The following is a 22,379-nucleotide window of genomic DNA, read 5'->3' on the forward strand; positions in this document are numbered from 1 at the left end:
TTGGTTAGTCAAAGACTGGATGATGTTGATATTATAGAGTTCGAAATGATTGAGCTTGATTAGCCGATAGACAAAGGAGGACGAAGCGTGGCTACTGAAAAACCGCTTTTAGATATTAAAGATTTACACGTCGGATTCCGTATTGCTGATGATTATTTTGATGCTGTTGATGGCGTTGATATTTCATTGCAAAAGAATGAGATTCTCGCTATTGTTGGAGAATCAGGATGTGGTAAATCTACTTTGGCAACGACCATTATGGGCTTGCACAATCCATTAAATACCAAAATCACAGGAAGTATCCAGTACAATGATATGGAGTTGATTGGGATGGATGAAGCTAAGTACAATACTGTACGCGGAAATGACATTGGGATGATTTTTCAAGATCCCTTGGCTTCCCTTAACCCCTTGATGACCATTGGAGCGCAGATTGATGAAGCCCTCTTCTATCACACGGACTTGGATGCGACTGCTCGTACGGAGCGTGTTTTGGAGTTGTTGGCTCAAGTTGGTATTCCAAATCCTAAGCGGACTTTTAAACAGTATCCACATGAATTGTCAGGTGGTATGCGTCAGCGTATCATTATTGCCATGGCCCTTTCTTGTAAGCCACCAATCATTATTGCCGATGAGCCTACAACAGCCTTGGATGTGACCATTCAGGCACAGATTTTGGACCTCTTGAATGATATTCAGGCGGAAACGGGTTCTGGTATTATTTTGATTACCCACGACTTGGGTGTAGTGGCAGAAACGGCTGATCGTGTAGCCGTTATGTATGGTGGTCAGTTTGTTGAGGTGGCTCCTGTTGAGGAACTCTTTACCAATCCAAAACATCCATATACACGTTCGCTCTTGAAGTCAAATCCGCAATCAGGTGGCGAAGGTGGGGATCTTCACGTTATCGAAGGTATCGTACCACCGATTACCAAAATGTTGCGTCAAGGTTGCCGTTTTGCACCACGTATTCCTTGGATTGAAGCAAGTGCTCACGAGGAAAATCCAGGTATGCACGAAGTAGGACCAAATCACTTTGTGCGTTGTACTTGTCACGAAACATTCTATTTTGAAGAGGAGGCCTAAATAGTGGGATTTATTGAAGTAAAAGATTTAAAAGTCCATTATCCAATTCGAAGTGGCTTCTTTAACCGTGTCACAGACCATGTTTATGCCGTGGATGGTGTCAATCTCGAGTTTGAAGAGGGAAAAACCTATGGTTTGGTAGGCGAGTCAGGTTCTGGTAAGTCAACAATTGGTAAGGCAATTATTGGTTTGGAGCGGGCTACATCTGGTCAAATCATCTATGAGGGTCAGGATGTGACCAACAAATCACGCAGTAAAAAAGGTAACTTTAATCGTGATGTCCAAATGATTTTCCAAGATTCGCTTTCTAGTTTCAACCCTAAAAAACGTATTTTAGACATTATTGCTGAGCCTATTCGTAACTTTGACCGTCTATCTCCAGATGAGGAGAAGAAAAAAGTTCTTCAACTTTTGGATACCATCGGTCTGAACGAAGAAGCCTTGATCAAGTATCCACATGAATTTTCAGGTGGTCAGCGTCAACGTATCGGCGTTGCCCGTGCCCTAGCAAGTAATCCGCGTCTGATTATTGCTGATGAGCCTGTTTCTGCCTTGGACTTGTCTGTTCAAGCTCAGGTTTTGAACTATATGAAACGTATCCAAGATGAGTTTAAACTCAGCTACCTCTTTATTTCTCATGATCTTGGTGTTGTGCAACATATGTGTGACGAATTGTTTATCATGTACCGTGGTCGCTTCGTAGAAACGGGTAACAAGCAGGACATCTATAACAATCCACAGCATATCTATACCAAACGTCTTTTGTCGGCTATTCCATCGATTGATCCAGTTAATCGTTTGAAGAACAAGGAAAAACGCTTGGTTGCTGAAAAAGAGTATCAAGAAAAACAAGGTCAATACTATGATGAAAAGGGTCGAGTTTACGATTTACAAACCTTCTCAGCAACTCATCAGGTAGCCCTTCCAAAAGGAGGTCAGAACTAAGATGTGGAAAACAGTTTTACGTCGTTTGCTCATGATGATTCCTCAAATTATCATTTTGAGTGTCATCGCTTTCTTCGTGGCTAAGATGATGCCGGGGGATCCCTTTACAGGTATGATTGATCCCAATATCGATCCAGCCATTATCGAACAAAAACGGATTGCAGCAGGGTACTATGACCCAATTCATATTCAATACTTCCGCTGGGTTGGTAATCTCTTGCAGGGGGATTTTGGTCAAAGTTTCCTCTTTAAGCAACCTGTTTTGGATGTTATCATGCAACGCTTGAACAACACTATTTGGTTGTCGCTCTTGACCATGATTTTGACCTATGCTATCGCTCTTCCTTTGGGGATGATTGCTGGTCGCTACCAAAACTCTCTAGCTGATAAGGTGATTGGGGTTTACAACTTCCTGACCTTCTCAACACCAACCTTCGTTTTTGCGATTCTTATGTTGTGGTTGTTTGGTTTTAGCTTGGGCTGGTTCCCAACTCGTGGTTCAATCGGGGGTGGCGTTGAAGGTTTTGCAGCAGTACTCAGCCGTCTTCATCACATGATTTTACCGGCGATTACCATGGCCATCTTATCTACAACTGTAACCATCCAGTACCTCCGTACAGGGATTATTGATGCTAAGAGCCAAGATTATGTCCGTACGGCGCGTGCTAAGGGTGTTCCTGAGCGCGTGGTTTACAACCGTCATATCTTCCGTAACTCAATTTTGCCAATTGCATCCTTCTTGGGATATGAATTGACAGGTTTGATCGGCGGTTCTATCTTTATCGAGAATATTTTTACCTATCCAGGTATAGGTCAGTTGTTCTTTAACTCGATTTCTAGTCGTGATTATAGTGTTATCTTGGCCCTCTTGTTGATATTTGGTATGGGAACTCTCTTGGGAACCTTGATTTCAGATATTATCATGAGTATTGTAGATCCACGTATCCGTGTGAAATAGAAGGAGGAGTAAGGTGAGTAAAGAAAATAAAAAACAAGTACAATCAGCTTCAACTCCTCCAGGTGGTTTTCGCGTCATCGCGCGGGAGTTCTTGAAGGATAGATTAGCTTTAGCTTCCTTGGTCATTTTGGTGACAGTTCTTTTGACTGTTTTCATCGGTGCCCTGGTCTTGGATCAAGAGCAAGTGATGAAAGTCAATCTTTTGGGACGTTACTTGGAACCTGGAGTTGATGGTTATATCTTGGGAACGGATGAAGGTGGTAAAGATATCTTTGGTCAGTTGATTATTGGTGCTCGAAACTCCATTGTTATCGGTTTTACTATTACCATTATTACAAGTATTGTTGGTATCTCGGTCGGATTGATTTCAGGCTATTATGGAGGTCGTTTGGATGGTTTCTTGATGCGGATTGTAGACTTCATTATGATTCTACCTGTTACTATGCTCATTATCGTTTTCGTAACGGTTATCAAAAACTATACCATTTATCACTTTATCCTAATCATGAGTGCCTTCTATTGGACAGCTAAGGCCCGCCTTTTCCGTACAAGAACCTTGTCAGAGGCGAGCTTGGATTATGTCAATGCGTCGAAAACACTTGGAACAAGCGACTTTATGATCATGTTCCGTGAAATCTTGCCAAACTTGAGTTCTTTGATTATTGTCAACTTGACCCTCAACTTTGCAGGGAATATTGGTATCGAAACATCATTGACTTATCTAGGCTTCGGTCTTCCGTCGACAGTTCCAAGTTTGGGTACCTTGATTTCAAATGCCCGTAATGCAGACATCTTGGAAAACAAGACTTGGATTTGGTTGCCAGCAGCTATCTTTATCCTTGTTATGATGCTTTGTATCAACTATGTCGGTCAAGCCTTCCAACGTGCTGCCGATGCAAAACAACGTTTGGGTTAACAAACATATAAGGGTTCCTTCGGGAACTCTTTTTCTCTTCCTTTCAGCTGTCACAAGCTTGTCTTTTACAGAATACAGAAAATGTGGTAAAATGGAGTGATAAAACTATTTGAGGTAAGGAATTATGACTGTAAAAATCAATACAAAAGACGGCCAGATTGAATTGACTGATGACGTGATTGCCACAGTTGTCGGTGGTGCTACGACTGAGATTTTCGGTGTTGTTGGTATGGCTAGTAAGTCTGCGATTAAGGATAATTTTCAGGCCCTTTTACGCAAGGAAAATTACTCCAAAGGTGTTGTTATTAAGACCTTGGAAGATGGTCGCATTGCAGTCGATGTTTACACTGTTATGAGTTACGGTGTGAAAATCAGTGAAGTATCTCGCAATATCCAAGAACGTGTGAAATTCAACTTGGAAAATCAATTGGGTATCTCTGTTGATGCCGTTAATGTTTTTATCCAAAATATTAAAGTCGTAGGAGAATAATTGTGTCTAAAATTACAACAAGTTTATTTCAAGAAATGGTGCAGGCAGCATCTACTCGTCTGAATAAACAAGCCGAATATGTGAACTCATTAAACGTCTTTCCTGTTCCAGATGGAGATACGGGGACCAACATGGGGATGACCATTACAAATGGTGCCAAAGAAGTGGCGGATAAGCCAGCAAATACGGTTGGTGAAGTCGCTCAAATCTTGTCAAAAGGTTTGCTTATGGGTGCTCGCGGAAACTCTGGTGTTATTACGTCACAATTGTTCCGTGGCTTCGGTCAGTCTGTCAAGGGCAAGGTTGAATTGGACGGTAAGGACTTGGCGCAGGCCTTCCAACATGGTGTAGAAGTGGCCTATAAGGCTGTAATGAAACCAGTTGAAGGAACTATCTTGACAGTTTCTCGTGGAGCTGCAACAGCGGCCCTAAAAAAAGCAGAAGAAACAGATGATGCGGTTGAGGTCATGCGTGCTACCCTTGAAGGTGCCAACCGTGCCCTCAAGAAAACTCCTGAAATGTTGCCAGTCTTGAAAGAGGTTGGAGTTGTCGATTCAGGTGGCCAAGGTCTGGTGTACATCTACGAAGGCTTCTTGTCAGCTTTGACAGGTGAGTACATTGCGTCGGAGGATTTTGAAGCGACACCAGCTGTTATGTCTGAAATGATCAATGCTGAGCACCACAAGTCAGTTGCAGGGCATGTAGCGACTGAAGATATTACCTTTGGTTATTGTACCGAAATCATGGTAGCTCTTCGTCAAGGTCCTACTTATGTTAAGGATTTTGATTATGAAGAATTCCGTAACTACCTCAACGATCTTGGGGATTCTCTCCTAGTTGTCAACGATGATGAAATCGTTAAAGTCCATGTCCATACGGAAGATCCAGGTTTGGTCATGCAGGCGGGTCTTCAATATGGTAGTTTGGTCAAGGTAAAAGTGGACAACATGCGTGAACAACATGAAGCGCAGGTTGAAAAAGAAGAAGCTTTCCAAAAACCAGCTGAACAAAAAGAATATGGCATTATCGCTGTTGCAGCAGGTGAGGGATTGACTGAAATCTTTAAGTCACAAGGTGTTGACTATGTGATTTCAGGTGGTCAGACTATGAACCCATCAACAGAAGATTTTGTCAATGCTATTGAATTGGTCAATGCCCGCAATGTCATCTTGTTGCCAAACAACAAAAATATCTTGATGGCTGCTCAGACGGCTGCTGAAGTTGCAGAAGTTGCAGTTAAGGTTGTGGAAACCAAGACTCTGCCACAAGGTTTTACTAGCTTGCTTGCCTTTGATCCAAGTCATGATTTGGAAAGTAACTTTGAAGCGATGACGGCATCTCTTGCAGAGGTGAAAAGCGGTAGCGTGACAACTGCAGTCCGTGACACAACCATCGATGGTCTTGAAATCCATGAAAATGACAACCTTGGTATGGTTGATGGTAAGATTGTGGTTTCTAACCCAGATATGATGGAGACACTTGTTGCTACCTTTGAGAAAATGCTGGACGAAGATAGCGAAATCGTAACTATCTATATCGGTGAAGATGGTGATGAGGAATTGGCTCAGACACTTGCAGCCCAATTAGAAGAAAACTTTGAAGATGTCGAGGTTGAAATCCATCAAGGAAATCAACCGGTTTATCCATATCTTTTCAGCGTAGAATAAACGAAAATCGCAGGCTTAGGCTTGCGATTTTTTTCTGTCGATTTGTCTATAATTTCCAGTAGACCTATGACAAAGCCGATTGGCTATGGTATAATATCAGGTATGTATAGTCAAAATGAAAATGAATTGATTGCAATTGGTGAGCGAATTGGTAGGGCTTGTAAAGCCAATCAAGTGCTAGTCCTGTCGGGCGATTTAGGTGCAGGCAAGACCACTTTGACCAAGGGTTTGGCTAAGGGTTTGGATATTGACCAGATGATTAAAAGTCCGACTTATACCATTGCTCGTGAGTATGAAGGTCGAATGCCTCTCTACCATCTAGATGTCTATCGGATCGGTGACGATCCGGATTCTATTGATTTAGATGATTTTCTCTATGGGGGTGGTGTGACGGTTATCGAATGGGGAGAATTGTTGGACGCAAGTCTTTTGGATGATTATTTGCTCGTTCGTATCGAGAAGGAAGAAGACGGTCGTCGTCTGACTTTTGAGGCTCATGGGGCTAAAAGTCAAGTATTGGCTGAGGAAATACAGAATGGCTGAAAAAGAAGTGTATTTTAGTGAGGCTGAGCCAACTGACGCGGTAGCCTTTATTGATTTTATGAACCAAGTGGCTAGAGAATCGGATTATCTGGTTATGGATGAATCAGGCTTTCGTTTTAGTTCTGAAGAGATGGAAAGGATTTTTGAAGCTGGCATTGAAAATCCTGGCGAACTTTGCTTGCTAGCAAAAGTTGGTTCGGAGGTTATCGGCGCCATCTCAGTTAAGTCTTCTAGGCAGTTTCGGATCAGCCATATCGGGAATATTTTCATTGCGATAAAAAAAGATTACTGGGGACATGGTTTGGGGACCATTTTACTGGATGAGGTTATCGAGTGGGCTCAGGAAATGGATGTCTTGAAACGATTGGAATTGACAGTTCAGGTCCGCAATCAAGCAGCAGTTCATTTATACCAGAAACTTGGATTTACAATTGAAGGTACTCAAGTAAGAGGTGCTAGAACAGATGAAGGGGAATGGCTTGACCTTTATTACATGGGTAGGCTAATTGGTGAATGATGACAATTGGAAAAAAAATAGTCTTAATGTCTTTGGCGATTATAGTTCTGACACTTGGAGCTGGATTTGCCTATGGGATTAGTTTGTTAAACTTTTCGACAGATGCGATTTCAAAAACCTTTAGGCAGTTAGATGGAGAAGAGGAAATTACGCCTATTGATGCAACGGAGCCTCTTACTATTCTCTTGATGGGGGTGGATATGGACCAAGCAACACGTGGTGGAGCTTGGGAAGAAGGGCGGAGTGATTCGATGATCTTGGTCACGGTAAATCCGCAGACAAAAGAAACCACTATGATGAGTTTGACTCGAGACATTATGGTGGAAATTGCTGAAGCCAATGGGGAATCGACAGGAACGGTAGAAAAACTTAACCACTCCTATAGCTACGGGCAGGCTCCTATGGCTATTGCTACCATTGAAAAAATGATGGATATCAACATTGATCGTTACATTGAAATCAATATGGATGGTCTAGTCGAGCTAGTTGATGCAGTAGGTGGGATTGAAGTCAATAATACACTAGGTTTCCCGATTTCCATTTCAGAGTATGAACCCGCTTATACATCCATTGTACCAACTGGTAAACGTCTGGTAAATGGTGATCAGGCTCTGGTCTATGCACGGATGCGTTACGACGATCCAGAAGGAGATATTGGTCGTCAACGCCGTCAGCGTGAGGTCATTACAGCTATTGTCAAGAAACTCTTGCAACTAGATGGTTTTACTCAGTACAAGAAGATTTTAACAGCTATTTCCAACAATATGCGGACCAATATTGAAATCAGCACGGCAACTATTCCAGAGTTGTTGGGTTATAAGGATTCGATTAGGAATTTACATTCCTATCAATTGAGAGGTCTGGATGAGCTAGTTGAGGAGGTTTACTACCAGTTGCCTCCGACCCAGCATTTATTGGAAATGCAAAATGTCTTGAGAACATCTATTGGTTTGGATGCTAAGACAGATCTTACAACCAATGTCAAGGTATATGAGGGACAGGTCGGTCTACCTAGCACCATCGATGTGTATAATGCTTTCACCGAACTTTTAGAGATTGAAGCAAATCCATTGGCAGAAGCGATTGATATAGAGGCTTTTACAGGGACATCAGCCAGCGATTTGCCAGAAGGGACTGCAAGTTCGCCAAACCTACCATCAAATTCTTCTGAACTAGAAGAAACTGAAACGACTGAAGTTGGAATAGAAACACAAACAGAAGAAGGACAATAAAAAATGAGGTTGGATTTCCAATCTCATTTTCTTTGTCCTATTTTTCTTCTTTGTTATATTTTGCCATTACTTTTTGGATTTCTTCCAGATTTCCTGTGATACTTTGCTGATAGACGCGGCTTTTGTATTGTAAATCATTTGCTAGGCTCTCTAGTGGCTCTTTGAAACTTTGGATAATGGCAAGTTGTTCCTGGATATTGCTTTTGCTTGCTTCCATATCAGTCATAATTTGCTTGGTATCCTTGACTTCTTTAGCAATTTTTTCTCGGTTGGAGATGGCCAGATAGGTAGCACTAGCGGCAGATAGGGCTAAGAGGAGGTTGCGAAGTTTCATCTTATTCTCCTAGATAGACTTCTTGAGCCAAATTGGCTAGGGCAGGAAAATCAGGTTCATTGACCTTAAATTGAATGTCCAGACCATCGTTCTTGTCAAAGCGAGGCAGGAGATGGATATGGGTGTGAAACACTGTTTGTCCAGCTGCTTCTTCATTGTTGTTGACAATATTTAAACCACTAGCGCCCAATTTTTCCTTCAATTGACGGGCAATAGCTGGAACGGCAGTAAAGAGTTGTCCAGCTGCCTCGGCGTCCATATCTAAGACATTTCGGTAATGACTTTTAGGGATGACTAGGGTATGTCCCTTGGTGACCTGAGTAATGTCTAAAAAGGCTAGAACTTGGTCATCTTCATAGACCTTAGAGGCTGGGATTTCCCCAGCTACAATTTTACAAAAAATACAATCTGACATAATACGCCCTCTTTCTAGGATTTCTGTTATAATAATTATATCAAATTATAGGAATAAATGTATGTTAGAAGTTAAAAATGTAACAGGGGGCTATGTCAATATCCCTGTCTTGAAAGATGTTACCTTCACGGTTGAAAATGGTCAATTGGTCGGCTTGATTGGTCTAAATGGTGCTGGGAAATCAACGACTATCAAGGAAATCATCGGCCTCTTAACGCCTTATCAGGGGCAAATTTTGATTGACGGCCAAGGGCTGGCTCAGGCTCCTGAAATTTATCGGAAGAAGATTGGTTTTATCCCTGAAACACCTAGTTTATACGAGGAGTTGACGCTAAAAGAGCACTTGGAAGTGGTGGCAATGGCTTACGATTTGCCATGGGAAGAGGCTTGGGAGAGAGCAGAGAGATCGCTGAAAATCTTTCGTTTGGAAGAAAAGTTAGACTGGTATCCGGTCAACTTTTCCAAGGGCATGAAACAAAAGGTCATGATTATCTGTGCCTTCCTGGTAGAGCCGAGCTTGTTAATTGTTGATGAGCCATTTTTGGGTTTGGACCCAGTTGCCATTGCAGATTTGATTGCTCTCTTGGAAGAGGAAAGGGAAAAGGGGACTTCTATTCTCATGTCTACTCACGTTTTGGACTCGGCGGAAAAGATGTGTGATTCCTTTGTGATTTTGCATCAAGGACAGGTGAGAGCGACAGGGAATTTGGCGGACTTGCAGACTCAATTTGGTATGGAAGGTGCTAGTCTGAATGATATTTACCTAGCCTTGACCCAAGAAGGAGCGGTCGGATGAGAGCTTTGTTTCAAAAACGCAGACGAGATTTTCTAGAACGGTGTTCCAAGTATCTGCGCTATGTCTTGAATGATCATTTTGTCTTGGTGCTCATGATTTTTCTGGGATTTTTGAGTTTGCAGTATCGACAACTCTTGATAACTTTTCCCAAAAATTCCTGGCCGATTACTTTAATTGTCCTTGCGGTCAGTTTCTTGATTTTGTTTTCAGGTAGAATGGCGACTTATTTGGAGGAAGCTGACCAAATTTTCCTATTAACTAGGGAGAAGGAAGTTTTAGAAGAATTGGTAGCTGCAAGTCGTCGTTCATTCATGCTTTGGTCTAGCTTGCAGGTCTTGGTCCAGCTTCTGCTCTTACCCATTTATCTGAAGCTGGGTTTGGAAATCTGGATGGTGGTTGTATATATAGTGGTCTTGCTTGTTGCCAAGTATTTTCTAGTAAAATACCAGCTAGCAACCTACCAGCAACAAGGTGTTTTGAACTGGTCAACAGCCATTCAGGATGAGCAGAAGAGAAAGCAAACTATCCTGCGCTTCTTTGCCCTTTTTACGACCGTGAAAGGAATTAGTGCGACCGTCAAGCCAAGAAGGTATTTGGATGGTATTTTGCGGTTGGTCACTTCTCGTCAGACTTGGTTTAACTTGTACTTGCGGGCTTTTTTACGGGCAGGGGATTATTTGGGTTTGACCCTGCGTTTAGTCTTTTTGGCCCTTCTATCCTTGATTGCTATTGAAGAGGCTTGGCTCTCTCTTGGTCTGGTTTTAGTATTTCATTATTTGCTCCTCTTTCAGCTGTTGGGGCTCTATAAGCACTATGATTACCAGTACCTAACTCAGCTTTATCCTTTGGATATAAAAGCTAAAGTGAAAGATTTTCAGCACTTGCTTCGGGTTATTTTATATGGGCTCTTAGTCGTGGAAACGGTAGTCGCTCTGCTATTTATCCAAGAAAAAATCATGGTAGCCATTTTACCAATCGTATGTATTTTTCTACATGAAGTTTATTTACCGATAAAATTGAAAAAAATTGATTGACTAAATAGCTGAAAATTAGTAAAATAGTAGGGAATTTTTAAAGGAGGTAAGGCATGCAGTTTGATACCAGTGGGCTACAGTTACAGTCTATTGCAGGAAATAGTGGCAAAGCGTTTAAGGGCCTACGGTCAGACGGAACGCAAGTCTTTGTAAAGTATGAAATGCCTCCTATCGTGTCTGCACTGGCTCGCGAACAAATTACACCGCCTGTTTTGTCGGCAAATCGGGAGGTAGGAATGGGTCACCGTGTGGAGCAGGAATGGCTCAATGGTCGTACCTTGGAGTGTCAGGATATGACCAGTAAGCAGGTTCGCCAAATTTTAGTGCGGATGCATTTTTCGCGCATCTTGCTCAATCAGGCCTTGCAAATGAATTATACCTATCTAGAGCCTAAGGATTTGGTCCGTCGTTGGCAGGATGAAGTACCACCTATTTTACTTCAAAATTCTTACTTACAATCGGTTTGTCAGGATTTGTTGAACAATCTGCCGAGGTTCCGTCAGGAGCTAGCAACCTTTGTACATGGTGATTTGCACCATAGCAACTGGGTTGAAACAACTTCAGGTTTCATTTATTTGACGGATTGGGAAACAGCCTGTGTGACCGATCGTATGGTTGATGTGGCCTATATTTTGACCCACTACATTCCACGTCAGGCTTGGGAAGAATGGCTCCGTGATTACGGGTATAAGTATAATCAAACCGTCTTGAATAAGATTTATTGGTATGGTCAATTGGCCTACCTCAATCAAATTGCCAAGCATGTTGAAAGTTACAACACCTTGGCAGCTAATAGAGAAATTTACGCTCTGCGTCAATTCCGTCAGAGTTTTTATAGGGAAGTATGAGAGTTAGAAATCGTAAAGGAGCCAGTGAGCTCCTAGCAAACAATCCCCAGTATGTTATTTCCAATCCAGAGGAGTGTAAGGGGAAATGGGCAGAAATTTTCGGGAATGATAATCCCATTCATATTGAGGTTGGGTCTGGTAAAGGTCGATTTGTGACAGGCATGGCAGCACAAAATCCGGATATTAACTACATCGGTATTGATATTCAGATGACGGTCTTGAGCTATGCCTTGGACCGAGTGCTTGAAGCAGGTCTACCAAACATTAAACTTTTGCAGGTTGATGGGTCTAGCTTGACCAACTATTTTGCCCCAGCGGAAATTGATCAGCTCTATCTAAATTTTTCTGATCCATGGCCAAAAAAACGCCATGAAAAACGCCGGTTGACTTATAAGTCTTTCTTGGATACCTACAAGGAAATCTTGCCTGATAATGGGGAAATTCATTTTAAGACGGACAACCGTGGTTTATTCGAATATAGCCTGGCTAGCTTTTCCCAATACGGTATGGTCTTGAAGCAGGTTTGGTTAGATTTACATGCAGATGGGCTTGAAGGAAATGTCATGACGGAGTATGAGGAGAAATTCTCAAACAAGGGTCAGGTCATCTATCGTGTGGAAGCAAGATTTTAATAAGATAAGCAAATAAGGAATCCAGAAGGACTCCTTATTTTTATGTGATGAGATAGGTAACGTTTACAATTTCTATCCTTATCGTTTTCCTTTACAGGTGCTAGAAATTGTGGTAGAATACAGAGTAGAAATAAAGAGAAAAGGGGGTTGACGTCAGTCAACCCTTTCCCTGTATGCAGATTGCAGCAGGTTAGAATTGTAAAAGGAGGTGCCTATGTCATCAATTGTTGATTTAGTCACGGCTACCATTGCACCAGCTATCCAGGCTCCCTATGAGTTGGTAGATGTGGAATATGGCAAAATGGGTGGTGACTATGTCCTGTCTATTTTCATTGATAAGGAAGGGGGGATTTCCCTTCAAGATACGGCAGATTTATCAGAAGTCATTAGTCCGCTTTTGGATACCATTCAGCCGGACCCTTTCCCAGAGCAGTATATGCTTGAAGTGACCAGTCCAGGTTTGGAACGTCCCTTGAAGACAGCGGATGCAGTTACCCAGGCTGTTGGGAAATACATCCATGTCAAGCTCTATCAGGCTATTGACAAAGTCAAGATTTTTGAAGGAACTCTTCTATCTTTTGATGGTACAGACTTGGTCATGGAGTACATGGACAAGACCCGTAAAAAAGAAGTGACCATTCCATATTCAACAGTAGCTAAGGCACGTTTGGCCGTTAAAATTTAAGTGTAAGAAAGGACCTTTTGACATCAAAAGGAAATCAAAATGAGTAGAGAAATGCTAGAAGCCTTCCGTATTTTAGAGGAAGACATGGGTATTAACAAGGCGGATATTATTGATGCAGTGACAGAATCACTTCGTTCTGCTTATAAGCGCCGCTATGGACAAGCTGAGTCAGCAGTTATCGAGTTTGATGAGAAGAAGGCTGATTTCCAAGTATTTACTGTTCGTGAAGTAGTAGATGAAGTATTTGATAGCCGACTAGAAATTAGTCTAAAAGATGCCTTGGCTATTTCATCAGCTTATGAAATGGGTGACAAAATTAAATTCCAAGAAGACCCAGCGGAATTTGGACGTGTAGCTGCTCAATCAGCTAAACAGACCATCATGGAAAAGATGCGCAAACAAAAGCGTGCCATTACCTTCAATACCTACAAGCAACATGAAAATGAGATTATGTCAGGTACGGTAGAGCGTTTTGATAATCGCTTTATCTATGTCAACCTTGGTACGATTGAAGCACAATTGTCAAAACAAGACCAAATTCCTGGTGAGGTTTTCCAATCTCATGATCGCATCGAAGTCTATGTCTACAAGGTAGAAGACAATGGTCGTGGTGTTAACGTATTTGTCAGCCGTAGCCATCCAGAAATGATCAAACGTCTCATGGAACAGGAAATTCCAGAAGTATACGATGGAACAGTTGAAATCATGAGTGTTGCCCGTGAAGCTGGAGATCGTACGAAAGTGGCTGTTCGTAGCCATAATCCAAACGTAGATGCCATCGGTACAATCGTTGGCCGTGGTGGTTCAAATATCAAGAAAATCACCAGCAAGTTCCACCCAGCTCGTTACGATGCTAAAAATGACCGCATGATTCCAACTGAGGAAAATATTGATGTCATCGAGTGGGTAGCAGATGAAGCAGAATTTATCTACAATGCTCTCGCTCCTGCAGAAGTTGACCAAGTATTGTTTGATACAGAAGATGGCAAGCATGCTACGGTTGTTGTGCCAGATGATAAATTGTCCTTGGCAATCGGTCGTCGTGGTCAGAACGTTCGTTTAGCAGCCCATTTGACCGGATTCCGTATCGACATCAAGTCTGCTACCGAATATGAGGCATTTGAGGCGGCTCAGTATGCAACAGAAGAGCTTGTAGAAGAAGTCGCGGAAGAATTTACAGAAGAACAAGAATAGAACAAAAGGAGCAACCATGGCAAAAGCTAGAAAAATACCCTTGCGCAAGTCTGTGGTGTCCGGTGAAATCATCGACAAACGGGATTTGCTCCGTATTGTAAAAAATAAAGAAGGTCAAGTATTTATCGATCCAACGGGTAAGGCAAATGGTCGCGGAGCCTATATCAAACTAGACAATACTGAAGCTACTCAAGCTAAAAAACGTCGTGTCTTCGACCGTTCATTTAGCATGGAAGTAGCTGAAGAGTTCTACGATGAATTGATTGCCTATGTTGATCACAAGGTCAAGAGGAGAGAACTTGGACTGGAATAAGAAACAGAAAATTTTAAATTTATTGGGGTTAGCTCAACGAGCAGGACGCTTGGTTTCAGGCGAAGAATTAGTTGTAGATGCTATCCAAAAAAAGCAGGCAAAGTTGGTGTTCCTAGCTGACGATGCTGCTGGAAATTTAAGTAAAAAAATATCAGATAAAAGTCATACCTATCAAGTAGAAGTTGTAACAGTGTTTTCAACACTGGAATTGAGTGCAGCTGTCGGCAAGGCCAGAAAAGTCCTTGCGGTGACAGACGCTGGATTTACAAAGAAGATGAGGTCTATTATGGAATAGAACAGGAGGACAAGGCATTGTCTAAGAAGAGATTGAATGAAATTGCCCGAGAATTAGGCGTAAGCAGTAAGGAAGTTGTTGCTAAGGCTCAAGAATTGGGTTTTGAAGTCAAAAGCCATGCTTCAAGTGTAGATGAAGCAAGTGCCAAACGTTTGGCTGACAGCTTTACTAAGAAAGCAGAAGCTCCAAAACCAGTAGAGAAGGTTCAGTCTGTTGAGAAACCGACTGAAAGCAAGGCTCCAGTGGTGAAGGAAGAAGTTCCGGCTAACAAGGAAGAACCGAAGGCAGTTACTCCAGCAACACCACACCGTCCACAGAGCCGTAACTTTAAGGCAGAACGGGAAGCACGTGCCAAGGAGCAGGCAGCCAAACGTGCTCAAGGTAAAGGTGGACAAAATAAACATGGTCAAGACCGTCGTGACAACCGACAGCAAGGCCAAGGCCGTCCAACTAACGAACGAAATGATCGTCGTGACAACCGACGTGAACAAGGTGTAGATAAACGCAAGGATAATCGTTTTGGCGACCGTCGCGACAATCGTGATAGTCGTCGTCAAGACAATCGACCTGCTCAATCAGCACGTTTTGAGCAAAAAGAGGTTGCAAAACCAGCAGCTCCTAAGATTGACTTCAAAGCGCGTGCAGCAGCCTTAAAAGCAGAGCAAAATGCAGAATATGCTCGTACCAGCGAAGAACGTTTCCGTCAGGCGCAGGAGGCTAAAAAGCAACCGAAGAAACCTAAGGAAATCAAGTTCGAAGAACCGATTGTGGAAACAAAGCCTTTTGTAAAACCTGAGGCCGCTCCAATTGAAACAGCAAATGCTGATACTCGTCGTAAGAAACAAGCTCGACCAGACAAGAAACGTGACTTTAATAGTGACGAAGAAGATGGTCCACGGAAACAACAAAGAAATCGAAATAGTCAAAATCAAGTGAGAAATCAAAGAAATAGTAACTGGAATAACAACAAGAAAAACAAAAAAGGCAAGAGTAACCAACCTGTCAAGCCAGCAACTGAACGCAAGTTCCACGAATTGCCAACAGAATTTGAATACACAGCTGGCATGACCGTTGCAGAAATTGCAAAACGGATCAAGCGTGAGCCTGCTGAAATCGTCAAGAAACTCTTTCTCATGGGAGTTATGGCAACTCAGAACCAATCTCTAGATGGCGACACCATCGAACTCCTTATGGTAGATTATGGTATTGAGGCCAAGGAAAAGGTTGAGGTTGACAATGCTGATATCGAGCGTTTCTTCGTCGAAGAGGGCTACCTCAATGAAGAGGAAATGACAGAGCGTCCACCAGTTGTGACTATCATGGGACACGTTGACCATGGTAAGACGACATTATTGGATACACTTCGTAATTCTCGTGTCGCAACAGGTGAAGCAGGTGGTATCACTCAGCATATCGGTGCCTACCAAATCGAAGAAAACGGTAAGAAGATTACCTTCTTGGATACGCCTGGACACGCGGCCTTTACATCTATGCGTGCTCGTGGTGCATCTGTTACCGACTTGACCATCTTGGTCGTTGCAGCTGATGACGGAGTTATGCCACAGACTATCGAAGCAATCAACCACTCTAAAGCTGCCAACGTTCCAATCATTGTTGCTATCAACAAGATTGACAAACCAGGTGCAAACCCAGAACGTGTTATCGGTGAATTGGCTGAACACGGAGTTATTTCAACTGCCTGGGGCGGTGAGTCTGAGTTCGTAGAAATTTCTGCTAAATTCAACCAAAATATCGATGAATTATTGGAAACTGTGCTTCTTGTAGCTGAAATCCAAGAACTCAAGGCTGACCCAACTGTACGTGCAATCGGTACGGTTATCGAAGCTCACTTGGACAAAGGTAAAGGTGCTGTCGCAACCCTTCTTGTTCAACAAGGAACTCTTAATGTTCAAGACCCAATCGTTGTCGGAAATACCTTCGGTCGCGTTCGTGCTATGACAAATGACCTTGGTCGTCGTGTCAAGGTTGCTGGTCCATCAACCCCTATTTCTATCACAGGTTTGAATGAAGCTCCGATGGCGGGTGACCATTTCGCAGTTTATGAGGATGAAAAATCTGCGCGTGCAGCTGGTGAAGAGCGTGCCAAACGTGCCCTTCTTAGACAGCGTCAAGCAACGCAACGAGTTAGCCTTGAAAACCTCTTTGATACTCTTAAAGCAGGTGAAGTTAAGTCAGTTAATGTGATCATTAAGGCTGACGTACAGGGTTCTGTTGAAGCACTTGCTTCATCCCTTCAAAAAATTGAAGTGGAAGGCGTGCGCGTCAATATCGTTCACTCTGCAGTAGGTGCTATCAACGAGTCTGATATTACACTTGCAGAAGCATCAAATGCCCTTGTAATTGGTTTCAACGTACGTCCAACTGCTGAGGCTCGTAATCAAGCAGAAGCAGATGATGTAGAAGTTCGCCTCCATAGCATCATCTACAAGGTGATTGAAGAGATGGAAGATGCCATGAAAGGGATGTTGGATCCTGAGTACGAAGAAAAAATCATCGGTGAAGCGATCATCCGTGAAACCTTCAAGGTGTCTAAAGTCGGAACAATCGGTGGTTTCATGGTCGTACGTGGTAAGGTTACCCGTGATTCAAGTGTTCGTGTTATTCGTGATGGCGTTGTTATCTTCGATGGTAAATTGGGAAGCTTGAAGCGCTATAAGGATGACGTGAAAGAAGTCGGTAACGCCCAAGAAGGTGGTTTGATGATTGAAAACTACAACGACATCCGTGTAGATGATACCATCGAAGCCTACATCATGGAAGAAATTAAGAAATAACAGCTCTTTAAAAAGCAAGGGTGTCAAGGGAACAGAGATATTCGTTCTACCGAAGCCCTCTTATGAAACAATGTTAAGCTGAGGAAACTCAGCTTTTCTATCATTCGAGAAAGGAGATAATATGGCAAACCATTTTCGAACAGACCGTGTTGGGATGGAAATCAAGCGTGAAGTCAATGAGATTTTGCAAAAGAAAGTTCGCGATCCCCGTGTACAAGGTGTGACCATCACTGATGTACAGATGGTCGGAGATTTGTCTATGGCAAAGGTTTACTATACCATTATGAGTAACCTGGCTTCTGACAACCAAAAAGCTCAAACAGGTCTTGAAAAAGCAACAGGAACCATTAAGAGAGAACTAGGTCGCAAGCTGACCCTCTATAAAATTCCTGATTTGGTCTTTGAAAAAGACCAATCCATTGAGTACGGCAACAAAATTGACCAAATGTTGCGTGCCCTTGAGCAAAAAGATTAAGATAGGAAAGTCGGATGGCAACATTCGGCTTTTTACGTTGGAAAGTTTTTGTGTAGCCTGCTCAAACTATTTTGGGAATAGGGAAATGGAGTTATTCATACGTCTAAGTATCTTACCTTAGTTTTTCATTTACTGTTTCCTTGTCTAACCAGTTATGTCTGCTATCGTTGACTAGTAGTAAAAGACCTTAATAAAAATGAACGGCAGGACTGCAAATATGGTATAATGATATCGTATCAATGTCTGTTATGCTAAAAATTTTTTATTTGCTTTAACAGAATTTCAAAAGGAGAATATCATGAAAACATATTTGACTAGGTTGTTGCTTCTTTCTACTGTATGTTTGCTGGTAGCATGTCAAGGCGGTCAGGTGCCAAAAGTGAGTAGTCCTAGCTCTACTTCCTCTAATCAGATTGCGACCAGTTCTAGCCCATCATCTTCTGTAGCCACTTCCTCTAGTTCAAGTAAGCAAGAGATTTCGACGACTGAGATAAGCATGCCAATTGCCTACCAATCTATTCTCGAGCGCTACAAGGATGGTCTAGGCCAGACCGCTGAAGTTCTTTCTCAAGATGAAGTTAGCAGTCATCTAACCTTGTTGACAAATCAAACTTATGAATATAGCGGACTATTTTATAGTTTGTATGATATCAATCATGATGGAGCAGAGGAGCTGCTCTTGGCTTTGGACAAGTCAGGAGAGTATATCTTAATTGATCTTTATACTCAGCTTGCTGGTGAAGGCTTGCGCTTGGTGGACAATTTCCGAAACATTGGGTTTGAGATTGGTCCAGATGCTCGCCTCTATCCCTTGCAGGATGGGACTTATCTTTTTGAAGCAGAGGGTGTTTTCCGAATCTATCAGTACCAGGCTATGATTCCAGGATTGAAGAGGATTTCAGAGGATACTAGCAGGCCGGAAACCGCTGCTTTGCTTGATTTGACAAGCTTAACTTGGACCAAATTGGAAAAATAATAGCTTTCAGGGCTGGATTACCAGTCCTTTTTGCTGATTTTCTGAAAAAATACTTTAAGTTTTCTTTTGGCTATCTTTAATCTTTCTTTTAGGAATGAGGAGTAAACTAAGAGCATATCAGGAAGGCAAGCGAACTTCCTAAAGAAAGAAAAGGAATTTACATTATGAAAACAAATCTTAAAAAACTTCTTTACTCTGGCGTCACTCTTATGAGTTTAGGTGTCTTGGCCGCTTGTTCGACAGCTTCCAGTTCGACAACGACCTCAAGTTCTGTAACAACTAGTCAAACGAATGTCGCTTCAACCACAAGCAACGGAACCTCATCGACTTCGAATACTTCTTCAATTGACTGGTCAGCCCTTCCAACAAAAGAAGTAACACTCTCAAATGATGGTTTGAACATTACAGAAGGTGGTACCTATATCCTGACCGGGTCAACAACTGCAGGTGTAACAGTTGAAACAGATGCCAATGTCCGTATCGTTTTAGCAGGTGCAGAAATCTCAAGTTCAGATACTGCTGCTATCAATGTCATTCAGGCTGGTAATGTTGAATTGGAAATCAAAGACGGAACTAGTAATACTGTAAAAGATACTAGCAACCACTCAGATACAAACATTGAAGGTGCTATCCATGTTGAAGCAGATTTGACTATTACTGGTAATGGAAATCTAACAGTTGAAGCAAACTTCCAAGACGGTATTGTTTCAACGGATGACATGGTTGTCAATGCTGGCAATATCAAAGTAACAGCAGTTGATGACGGTATTCGAGGGAAAGATTCGATGACTGTCAATGGTGGCGCCATTGATGTAACTGCAGGTGGTGATGGTATCAAGTCAACAAATGACACGGATACAACAAAAGGTTATACAACGATTACTGGTGGTGCTATCACTGTGAAGGCAGGTGATGATGCCATCAAAGCAGAAACCGCACTAACAATTGATGGAGGGACGATTACTGTTCCAGAATCAGCAGAAGCTATGGAAGGAACGAATATTACCATCAATGGTGGCACATTAGATGTCTACGGTTCAGATGATGCTATCAACGCGGCAAGTACAATTTCATCTGACATCTTTATAAAAGTGACTGGTGGTGATTTGAAAGTTGCAGTAGGTAGTGGGGATACTGATGCTTTTGATGCCAATGGTGATATCTATGTATCAGGTGGTACTATTGATGTGACAGCTCCAACATCAGCCTTTGACTTTGACGGAACTGCTGAATTGACAGGTGGTACAGTAACTGTTAATGGCCAACAAATTAGCCAGATTGTAGCAACTGGTCCTGGCGGTGGCTGGTAAAAAACTGAATATAGGATAAGAAAAAGGTCTGAGTTGAGCAACTCAGACCTTTCGTTTTCTATCCATATTTGGGAGGTTAATCTTATACTTGATGACCAAGAGTCGAATAATCAGACTAATAGAAAAAATACTAATAAAAATGGGAATTTGTGGTAATTGCCAATCGACAATACAAAGGTGGTAGAGAAGGCCAGAAAAGAAGGCTAGCACAGCATAAACATCTTCTTTCAGAACGATGGGCGTTTCATTAACCAGTAAATCGCGGGCAATCCCCCCTCCTACACCTGTTAGAGCGGCCAAGATGCCAGTTGTCATGGCGTTTAGTTGAAGGTCAACTCCAGTATTGGCACCGATAAGGGCAAAGATGGCTAGTCCGATGGCATCAAAGACCAGATTGGTCTGGGAAAGTAAAATAATCATTTTTTTATCCAGTAGCTGGTCTTGCTTCATATTGATGACAATCACATACATGATAATGGCTACACCGATAGAAAGGTAGATAGCCTTGGGGTCTGTTAAGGCAGCTGGGATATGATTGGCCATGGTATCACGAATGATACCGCCACCCACAGCTGTGATGATACTGAGTAGACAGATACCAAAAATATCTAGTTTCTTATTGAATCCCTTGACAGCACCTGAAACAGCGAAAGCGATTGTACCGATATAGTTGCAAATTATAAGAAATAAATCAAATTCCATAGGCACCTCCATCTATATAATAACAAAAAGAAAAAAGGCTGACAAGTCTGTCCAAAAGTTTGTGAAATAAAGAACAAATGAAAAAATAAAAAGTGAAGCAGTAGTAAAAAATAGCAGGAAAATCAGTGTTTTCACGAAATTTTCAGTAAATAAGAAAACGGTTCAAATACTTGCCATTTGTGAAATATTGGTCTATCATAGTACAGAAAGAGAAAAAACCTTTGGAGGAAATTATGGTATCTATCTCAAAAGAACAACACTTGGATATGTTTCTAAAAATGCAACAAATCCGTGATGTTGACATGAAATTGAATAAATTGGTGCGTCGTGGCTTCGTACAAGGTATGACTCACTTCTCAGTTGGTGAAGAAGCGGCAGCTGTCGGACCAATCGCTGGTTTGACAGAGCAAGACATCATCTTCTCACACCACCGTGGTCACGGTCACGTTATTGCAAAAGGTATTGATATCAACGGTATGATGGCAGAGCTTGCTGGTAAAGCAACAGGTACATCTAAAGGCCGTGGTGGTTCTATGCACTTGGCCAACGTTGAAAAAGGAAACTTTGGTTCAAACGGTATCGTAGGTGGTGGTTATGCCCTTGCAGTAGGTGCGGCCCTTACTCAACAATACCTCGGTACAGATAATATCGTTATTGCCTTCTCAGGTGACTCAGCGACAAACGAAGGTTCATTCCACGAATCAATGAACTTGGCAGCTGTTTGGAATTTGCCAGTTATCTTCTTTATCACTAACAACCGTTACGGTATTTCAACTGACATTTCTTATTCTACTAAGATTCCTCACCTCTACCAACGTGCTGCTGCATACGGTATGCCAGGTCACTATGTGGAAGATGGAAACGACGTTATTGCCGTTTATGAGAAAATGCAAGAAGTTATTGAGTATGTTCGTGCAGGTAACGGACCAGCCATGGTCGAAGTTGAATCATACCGCTGGTTTGGTCACTCAACTGCCGATGCAGGTGTTTACCGTACAAAAGAAGAGGTAAACGAGTGGAAAGCAAAAGACCCACTTAAGAAATACCGCAAATACTTGACAGAGAACAAGATTGCGACTGACGAAGAATTGGATGCCATCGAAGCACAAGTTGCAGAACAAGTAGAAGCATCTGTGAAATTCGCACAAGAAAGCCCAGATCCAGACATCTCAGTAGCTTACGAGGATGTGTTTGTAGACTAGTCTACTGTCTAGATTGAAG

The 22,379-nt window shown here is 42.2% G+C and carries 24 protein-coding genes and 2 pseudogenes; 23 read left to right on the plus strand and 3 right to left on the minus strand.

Going from position 1 to position 22,379, the window contains the following annotated elements; genetic code table 11:
- Nucleotides 1-87: 87 nt before the first annotated feature.
- The 9 genes from ACEE44_RS08125 to ACEE44_RS08165 all read left to right on the plus strand — a co-directional run bounded on the left by ACEE44_RS08125 (nt 88) and on the right by ACEE44_RS08165 (nt 8,354).
- A complete protein-coding gene (locus ACEE44_RS08125) occupies nt 88-1,086 on the plus strand; it encodes an ABC transporter ATP-binding protein (RefSeq protein WP_105118299.1) in 999 nt (332 codons plus the stop codon).
- A 3-nt stretch (nt 1,087-1,089) separates the two neighbouring features.
- Nucleotides 1,090-2,031: an ATP-binding cassette domain-containing protein gene (locus ACEE44_RS08130; RefSeq protein ID WP_105118298.1), complete on the plus strand. Its 942-nt coding sequence runs from the start codon at nt 1,090-1,092 to the stop codon at nt 2,029-2,031.
- Between the two features lies 1 nt (nt 2,032).
- On the plus strand, nt 2,033-2,989 hold the full coding sequence (gene opp4B / locus ACEE44_RS08135; protein WP_332410741.1) for an oligopeptide ABC transporter permease: 957 nt from the start codon (nt 2,033-2,035) through the stop codon (nt 2,987-2,989).
- Nucleotides 2,990-3,002: 13 nt separating this feature from the next.
- Complete coding sequence (locus ACEE44_RS08140) at nt 3,003-3,905, plus strand: ABC transporter permease (protein ID WP_105118296.1); 903 nt, start codon at nt 3,003-3,005, stop codon at nt 3,903-3,905.
- Nucleotides 3,906-4,029: 124 nt separating this feature from the next.
- Entirely contained in the window at nt 4,030-4,395 is a 366-nt protein-coding gene (locus tag ACEE44_RS08145; protein ID WP_002939192.1) for an Asp23/Gls24 family envelope stress response protein, read from the plus strand.
- A gap of 2 nt (nt 4,396-4,397) precedes the next feature.
- Nucleotides 4,398-6,062: a DAK2 domain-containing protein gene (locus ACEE44_RS08150; protein WP_449171884.1), complete on the plus strand. Its 1,665-nt coding sequence runs from the start codon at nt 4,398-4,400 to the stop codon at nt 6,060-6,062.
- Nucleotides 6,063-6,164: 102 nt separating this feature from the next.
- The gene (gene tsaE / locus ACEE44_RS08155) at nt 6,165-6,605 is read left to right on the plus strand and encodes a tRNA (adenosine(37)-N6)-threonylcarbamoyltransferase complex ATPase subunit type 1 TsaE (RefSeq protein WP_449171898.1); all 441 of its coding nucleotides are present in this window, start codon (nt 6,165-6,167) and stop codon (nt 6,603-6,605) included.
- Nucleotides 6,598-7,122, plus strand: a complete 525-nt coding sequence (locus ACEE44_RS08160) for an N-acetyltransferase family protein (RefSeq protein WP_449171885.1) — start codon at nt 6,598-6,600, stop codon at nt 7,120-7,122. The genes tsaE and ACEE44_RS08160 overlap by 8 nt, the downstream gene beginning before the upstream one ends.
- Nucleotides 7,122-8,354: an LCP family protein gene (locus tag ACEE44_RS08165; RefSeq protein WP_449171886.1), complete on the plus strand. Its 1,233-nt coding sequence runs from the start codon at nt 7,122-7,124 to the stop codon at nt 8,352-8,354. The genes ACEE44_RS08160 and ACEE44_RS08165 overlap by 1 nt, the downstream gene beginning before the upstream one ends.
- 37 nt (nt 8,355-8,391) lie before the next feature.
- Here the strand turns inward: ACEE44_RS08165 and ACEE44_RS08170 are convergent, their stop codons facing one another.
- The gene (locus tag ACEE44_RS08170) at nt 8,392-8,688 is read right to left on the minus strand and encodes a chemotaxis protein (RefSeq protein WP_332410736.1); all 297 of its coding nucleotides are present in this window, start codon (nt 8,686-8,688) and stop codon (nt 8,392-8,394) included.
- A 1-nt stretch (nt 8,689) separates the two neighbouring features.
- Complete coding sequence (locus ACEE44_RS08175) at nt 8,690-9,103, minus strand: HIT family protein (RefSeq protein ID WP_449171887.1); 414 nt, start codon at nt 9,101-9,103, stop codon at nt 8,690-8,692.
- 61 nt (nt 9,104-9,164) lie between these two features.
- Between ACEE44_RS08175 and ACEE44_RS08180 the strand changes: the two genes are divergently transcribed.
- The 13 genes and pseudogenes from ACEE44_RS08180 (at nt 9,165) to ACEE44_RS08240 (ending at nt 20,456) form a co-directional block, all read left to right on the plus strand.
- Nucleotides 9,165-9,899 carry an ABC transporter ATP-binding protein gene (locus ACEE44_RS08180; RefSeq protein ID WP_449171888.1) on the plus strand — a complete coding sequence of 245 codons (735 nt, stop codon included), beginning with the start codon at nt 9,165-9,167 and terminating at the stop codon, nt 9,897-9,899.
- A complete protein-coding gene (locus ACEE44_RS08185) occupies nt 9,896-10,933 on the plus strand; it encodes an ABC transporter permease (RefSeq protein WP_449171889.1) in 1,038 nt (345 codons plus the stop codon). Before ACEE44_RS08180 ends, ACEE44_RS08185 begins: the two co-directional genes overlap by 4 nt.
- A gap of 53 nt (nt 10,934-10,986) precedes the next feature.
- Nucleotides 10,987-11,781, plus strand: coding sequence for a cell cycle regulator CcrZ (ccrZ, locus tag ACEE44_RS08190; RefSeq protein WP_449171890.1), 795 nt, complete (start codon nt 10,987-10,989; stop codon nt 11,779-11,781).
- Nucleotides 11,778-12,413 carry a tRNA (guanosine(46)-N7)-methyltransferase TrmB gene (gene trmB, locus ACEE44_RS08195; RefSeq protein WP_449171891.1) on the plus strand — a complete coding sequence of 212 codons (636 nt, stop codon included), beginning with the start codon at nt 11,778-11,780 and terminating at the stop codon, nt 12,411-12,413. The genes ccrZ and trmB overlap by 4 nt, the downstream gene beginning before the upstream one ends.
- 214 nt (nt 12,414-12,627) lie before the next feature.
- Nucleotides 12,628-13,098 (plus strand): ribosome maturation factor RimP, encoded by a 471-nt coding sequence (gene rimP, locus ACEE44_RS08200; protein WP_172022657.1) that lies wholly within the window; start codon nt 12,628-12,630, stop codon nt 13,096-13,098.
- Between the two features lie 39 nt (nt 13,099-13,137).
- On the plus strand, nt 13,138-14,292 hold the full coding sequence (gene nusA, locus ACEE44_RS08205; RefSeq protein ID WP_449171892.1) for a transcription termination factor NusA: 1,155 nt from the start codon (nt 13,138-13,140) through the stop codon (nt 14,290-14,292).
- Nucleotides 14,293-14,308: 16 nt separating this feature from the next.
- On the plus strand, nt 14,309-14,605 hold the full coding sequence (gene rnpM, locus ACEE44_RS08210) for an RNase P modulator RnpM (RefSeq protein WP_105109335.1): 297 nt from the start codon (nt 14,309-14,311) through the stop codon (nt 14,603-14,605).
- Nucleotides 14,562-14,900: a YlxQ-related RNA-binding protein gene (locus ACEE44_RS08215; protein ID WP_449171893.1), complete on the plus strand. Its 339-nt coding sequence runs from the start codon at nt 14,562-14,564 to the stop codon at nt 14,898-14,900. The genes rnpM and ACEE44_RS08215 overlap by 44 nt, the downstream gene beginning before the upstream one ends.
- A 32-nt stretch (nt 14,901-14,932) precedes the next feature.
- Nucleotides 14,933-15,010: pseudogene (locus ACEE44_RS08220) on the plus strand (translation initiation factor IF-2 N-terminal domain-containing protein); the annotation flags it as partial.
- Between the two features lie 429 nt (nt 15,011-15,439).
- A pseudogene (infB, locus tag ACEE44_RS08225) lies at nt 15,440-17,695 on the plus strand (translation initiation factor IF-2); the annotation flags it as partial.
- A gap of 121 nt (nt 17,696-17,816) precedes the next feature.
- Nucleotides 17,817-18,170: a 30S ribosome-binding factor RbfA gene (gene rbfA / locus ACEE44_RS08230; protein WP_024379497.1), complete on the plus strand. Its 354-nt coding sequence runs from the start codon at nt 17,817-17,819 to the stop codon at nt 18,168-18,170.
- A gap of 298 nt (nt 18,171-18,468) precedes the next feature.
- Nucleotides 18,469-19,146, plus strand: coding sequence for a colicin lysis protein (locus tag ACEE44_RS08235; protein WP_449171894.1), 678 nt, complete (start codon nt 18,469-18,471; stop codon nt 19,144-19,146).
- Nucleotides 19,147-19,310: 164 nt separating this feature from the next.
- Entirely contained in the window at nt 19,311-20,456 is a 1,146-nt protein-coding gene (locus ACEE44_RS08240) for a carbohydrate-binding domain-containing protein (protein WP_248054931.1), read from the plus strand.
- A gap of 42 nt (nt 20,457-20,498) precedes the next feature.
- Here ACEE44_RS08240 and ACEE44_RS08245 read toward each other — a convergent pair whose 3' ends face one another.
- On the minus strand, nt 20,499-21,158 hold the full coding sequence (locus tag ACEE44_RS08245) for a trimeric intracellular cation channel family protein (RefSeq protein ID WP_449171895.1): 660 nt from the start codon (nt 21,156-21,158) through the stop codon (nt 20,499-20,501).
- A gap of 233 nt (nt 21,159-21,391) precedes the next feature.
- Between ACEE44_RS08245 and ACEE44_RS08250 the strand changes: the two genes are divergently transcribed.
- A complete protein-coding gene (locus ACEE44_RS08250; protein WP_002942391.1) occupies nt 21,392-22,360 on the plus strand; it encodes a thiamine pyrophosphate-dependent dehydrogenase E1 component subunit alpha in 969 nt (322 codons plus the stop codon).
- The last annotated feature ends 19 nt before the right edge of the window (nt 22,361-22,379 follow it).

The organism is Streptococcus sp. 32226D021BW, from assembly GCF_053545015.1.

Bases quoted from the DNA above. Each gene is read 5' to 3' on its own strand.
- ACEE44_RS08235 (WP_449171894.1), top strand. From the start codon at position 18,469: ATGAAAACATATTTGACTAGGTTGTTGCTTCTTTCTACTGTATGTTTG.
- ccrZ (WP_449171890.1), top strand. From the start codon at position 10,987: ATGCAGTTTGATACCAGTGGGCTACAGTTACAGTCTATTGCAGGAAAT.
- ACEE44_RS08185 (WP_449171889.1), top strand. From the start codon at position 9,896: ATGAGAGCTTTGTTTCAAAAACGCAGACGAGATTTTCTAGAACGGTGT.
- ACEE44_RS08145 (WP_002939192.1), top strand. From the start codon at position 4,030: ATGACTGTAAAAATCAATACAAAAGACGGCCAGATTGAATTGACTGAT.
- ACEE44_RS08160 (WP_449171885.1), top strand. From the start codon at position 6,598: ATGGCTGAAAAAGAAGTGTATTTTAGTGAGGCTGAGCCAACTGACGCG.
- trmB (WP_449171891.1), top strand. From the start codon at position 11,778: ATGAGAGTTAGAAATCGTAAAGGAGCCAGTGAGCTCCTAGCAAACAAT.
- ACEE44_RS08165 (WP_449171886.1), top strand. From the start codon at position 7,122: ATGACAATTGGAAAAAAAATAGTCTTAATGTCTTTGGCGATTATAGTT.
- ACEE44_RS08215 (WP_449171893.1), top strand. From the start codon at position 14,562: ATGTTGATCACAAGGTCAAGAGGAGAGAACTTGGACTGGAATAAGAAA.
- rnpM (WP_105109335.1), top strand. From the start codon at position 14,309: ATGGCAAAAGCTAGAAAAATACCCTTGCGCAAGTCTGTGGTGTCCGGT.
- ACEE44_RS08250 (WP_002942391.1), top strand. From the start codon at position 21,392: ATGGTATCTATCTCAAAAGAACAACACTTGGATATGTTTCTAAAAATG.
- opp4B (WP_332410741.1), top strand. From the start codon at position 2,033: ATGTGGAAAACAGTTTTACGTCGTTTGCTCATGATGATTCCTCAAATT.
- ACEE44_RS08175 (WP_449171887.1), bottom strand. From the start codon at position 9,103: ATGTCAGATTGTATTTTTTGTAAAATTGTAGCTGGGGAAATCCCAGCC.
- ACEE44_RS08170 (WP_332410736.1), bottom strand. From the start codon at position 8,688: ATGAAACTTCGCAACCTCCTCTTAGCCCTATCTGCCGCTAGTGCTACC.
- ACEE44_RS08240 (WP_248054931.1), top strand. From the start codon at position 19,311: ATGAAAACAAATCTTAAAAAACTTCTTTACTCTGGCGTCACTCTTATG.
- tsaE (WP_449171898.1), top strand. From the start codon at position 6,165: ATGTATAGTCAAAATGAAAATGAATTGATTGCAATTGGTGAGCGAATT.
- ACEE44_RS08245 (WP_449171895.1), bottom strand. From the start codon at position 21,158: ATGGAATTTGATTTATTTCTTATAATTTGCAACTATATCGGTACAATC.
- ACEE44_RS08180 (WP_449171888.1), top strand. From the start codon at position 9,165: ATGTTAGAAGTTAAAAATGTAACAGGGGGCTATGTCAATATCCCTGTC.
- rimP (WP_172022657.1), top strand. From the start codon at position 12,628: ATGTCATCAATTGTTGATTTAGTCACGGCTACCATTGCACCAGCTATC.
- nusA (WP_449171892.1), top strand. From the start codon at position 13,138: ATGAGTAGAGAAATGCTAGAAGCCTTCCGTATTTTAGAGGAAGACATG.
- rbfA (WP_024379497.1), top strand. From the start codon at position 17,817: ATGGCAAACCATTTTCGAACAGACCGTGTTGGGATGGAAATCAAGCGT.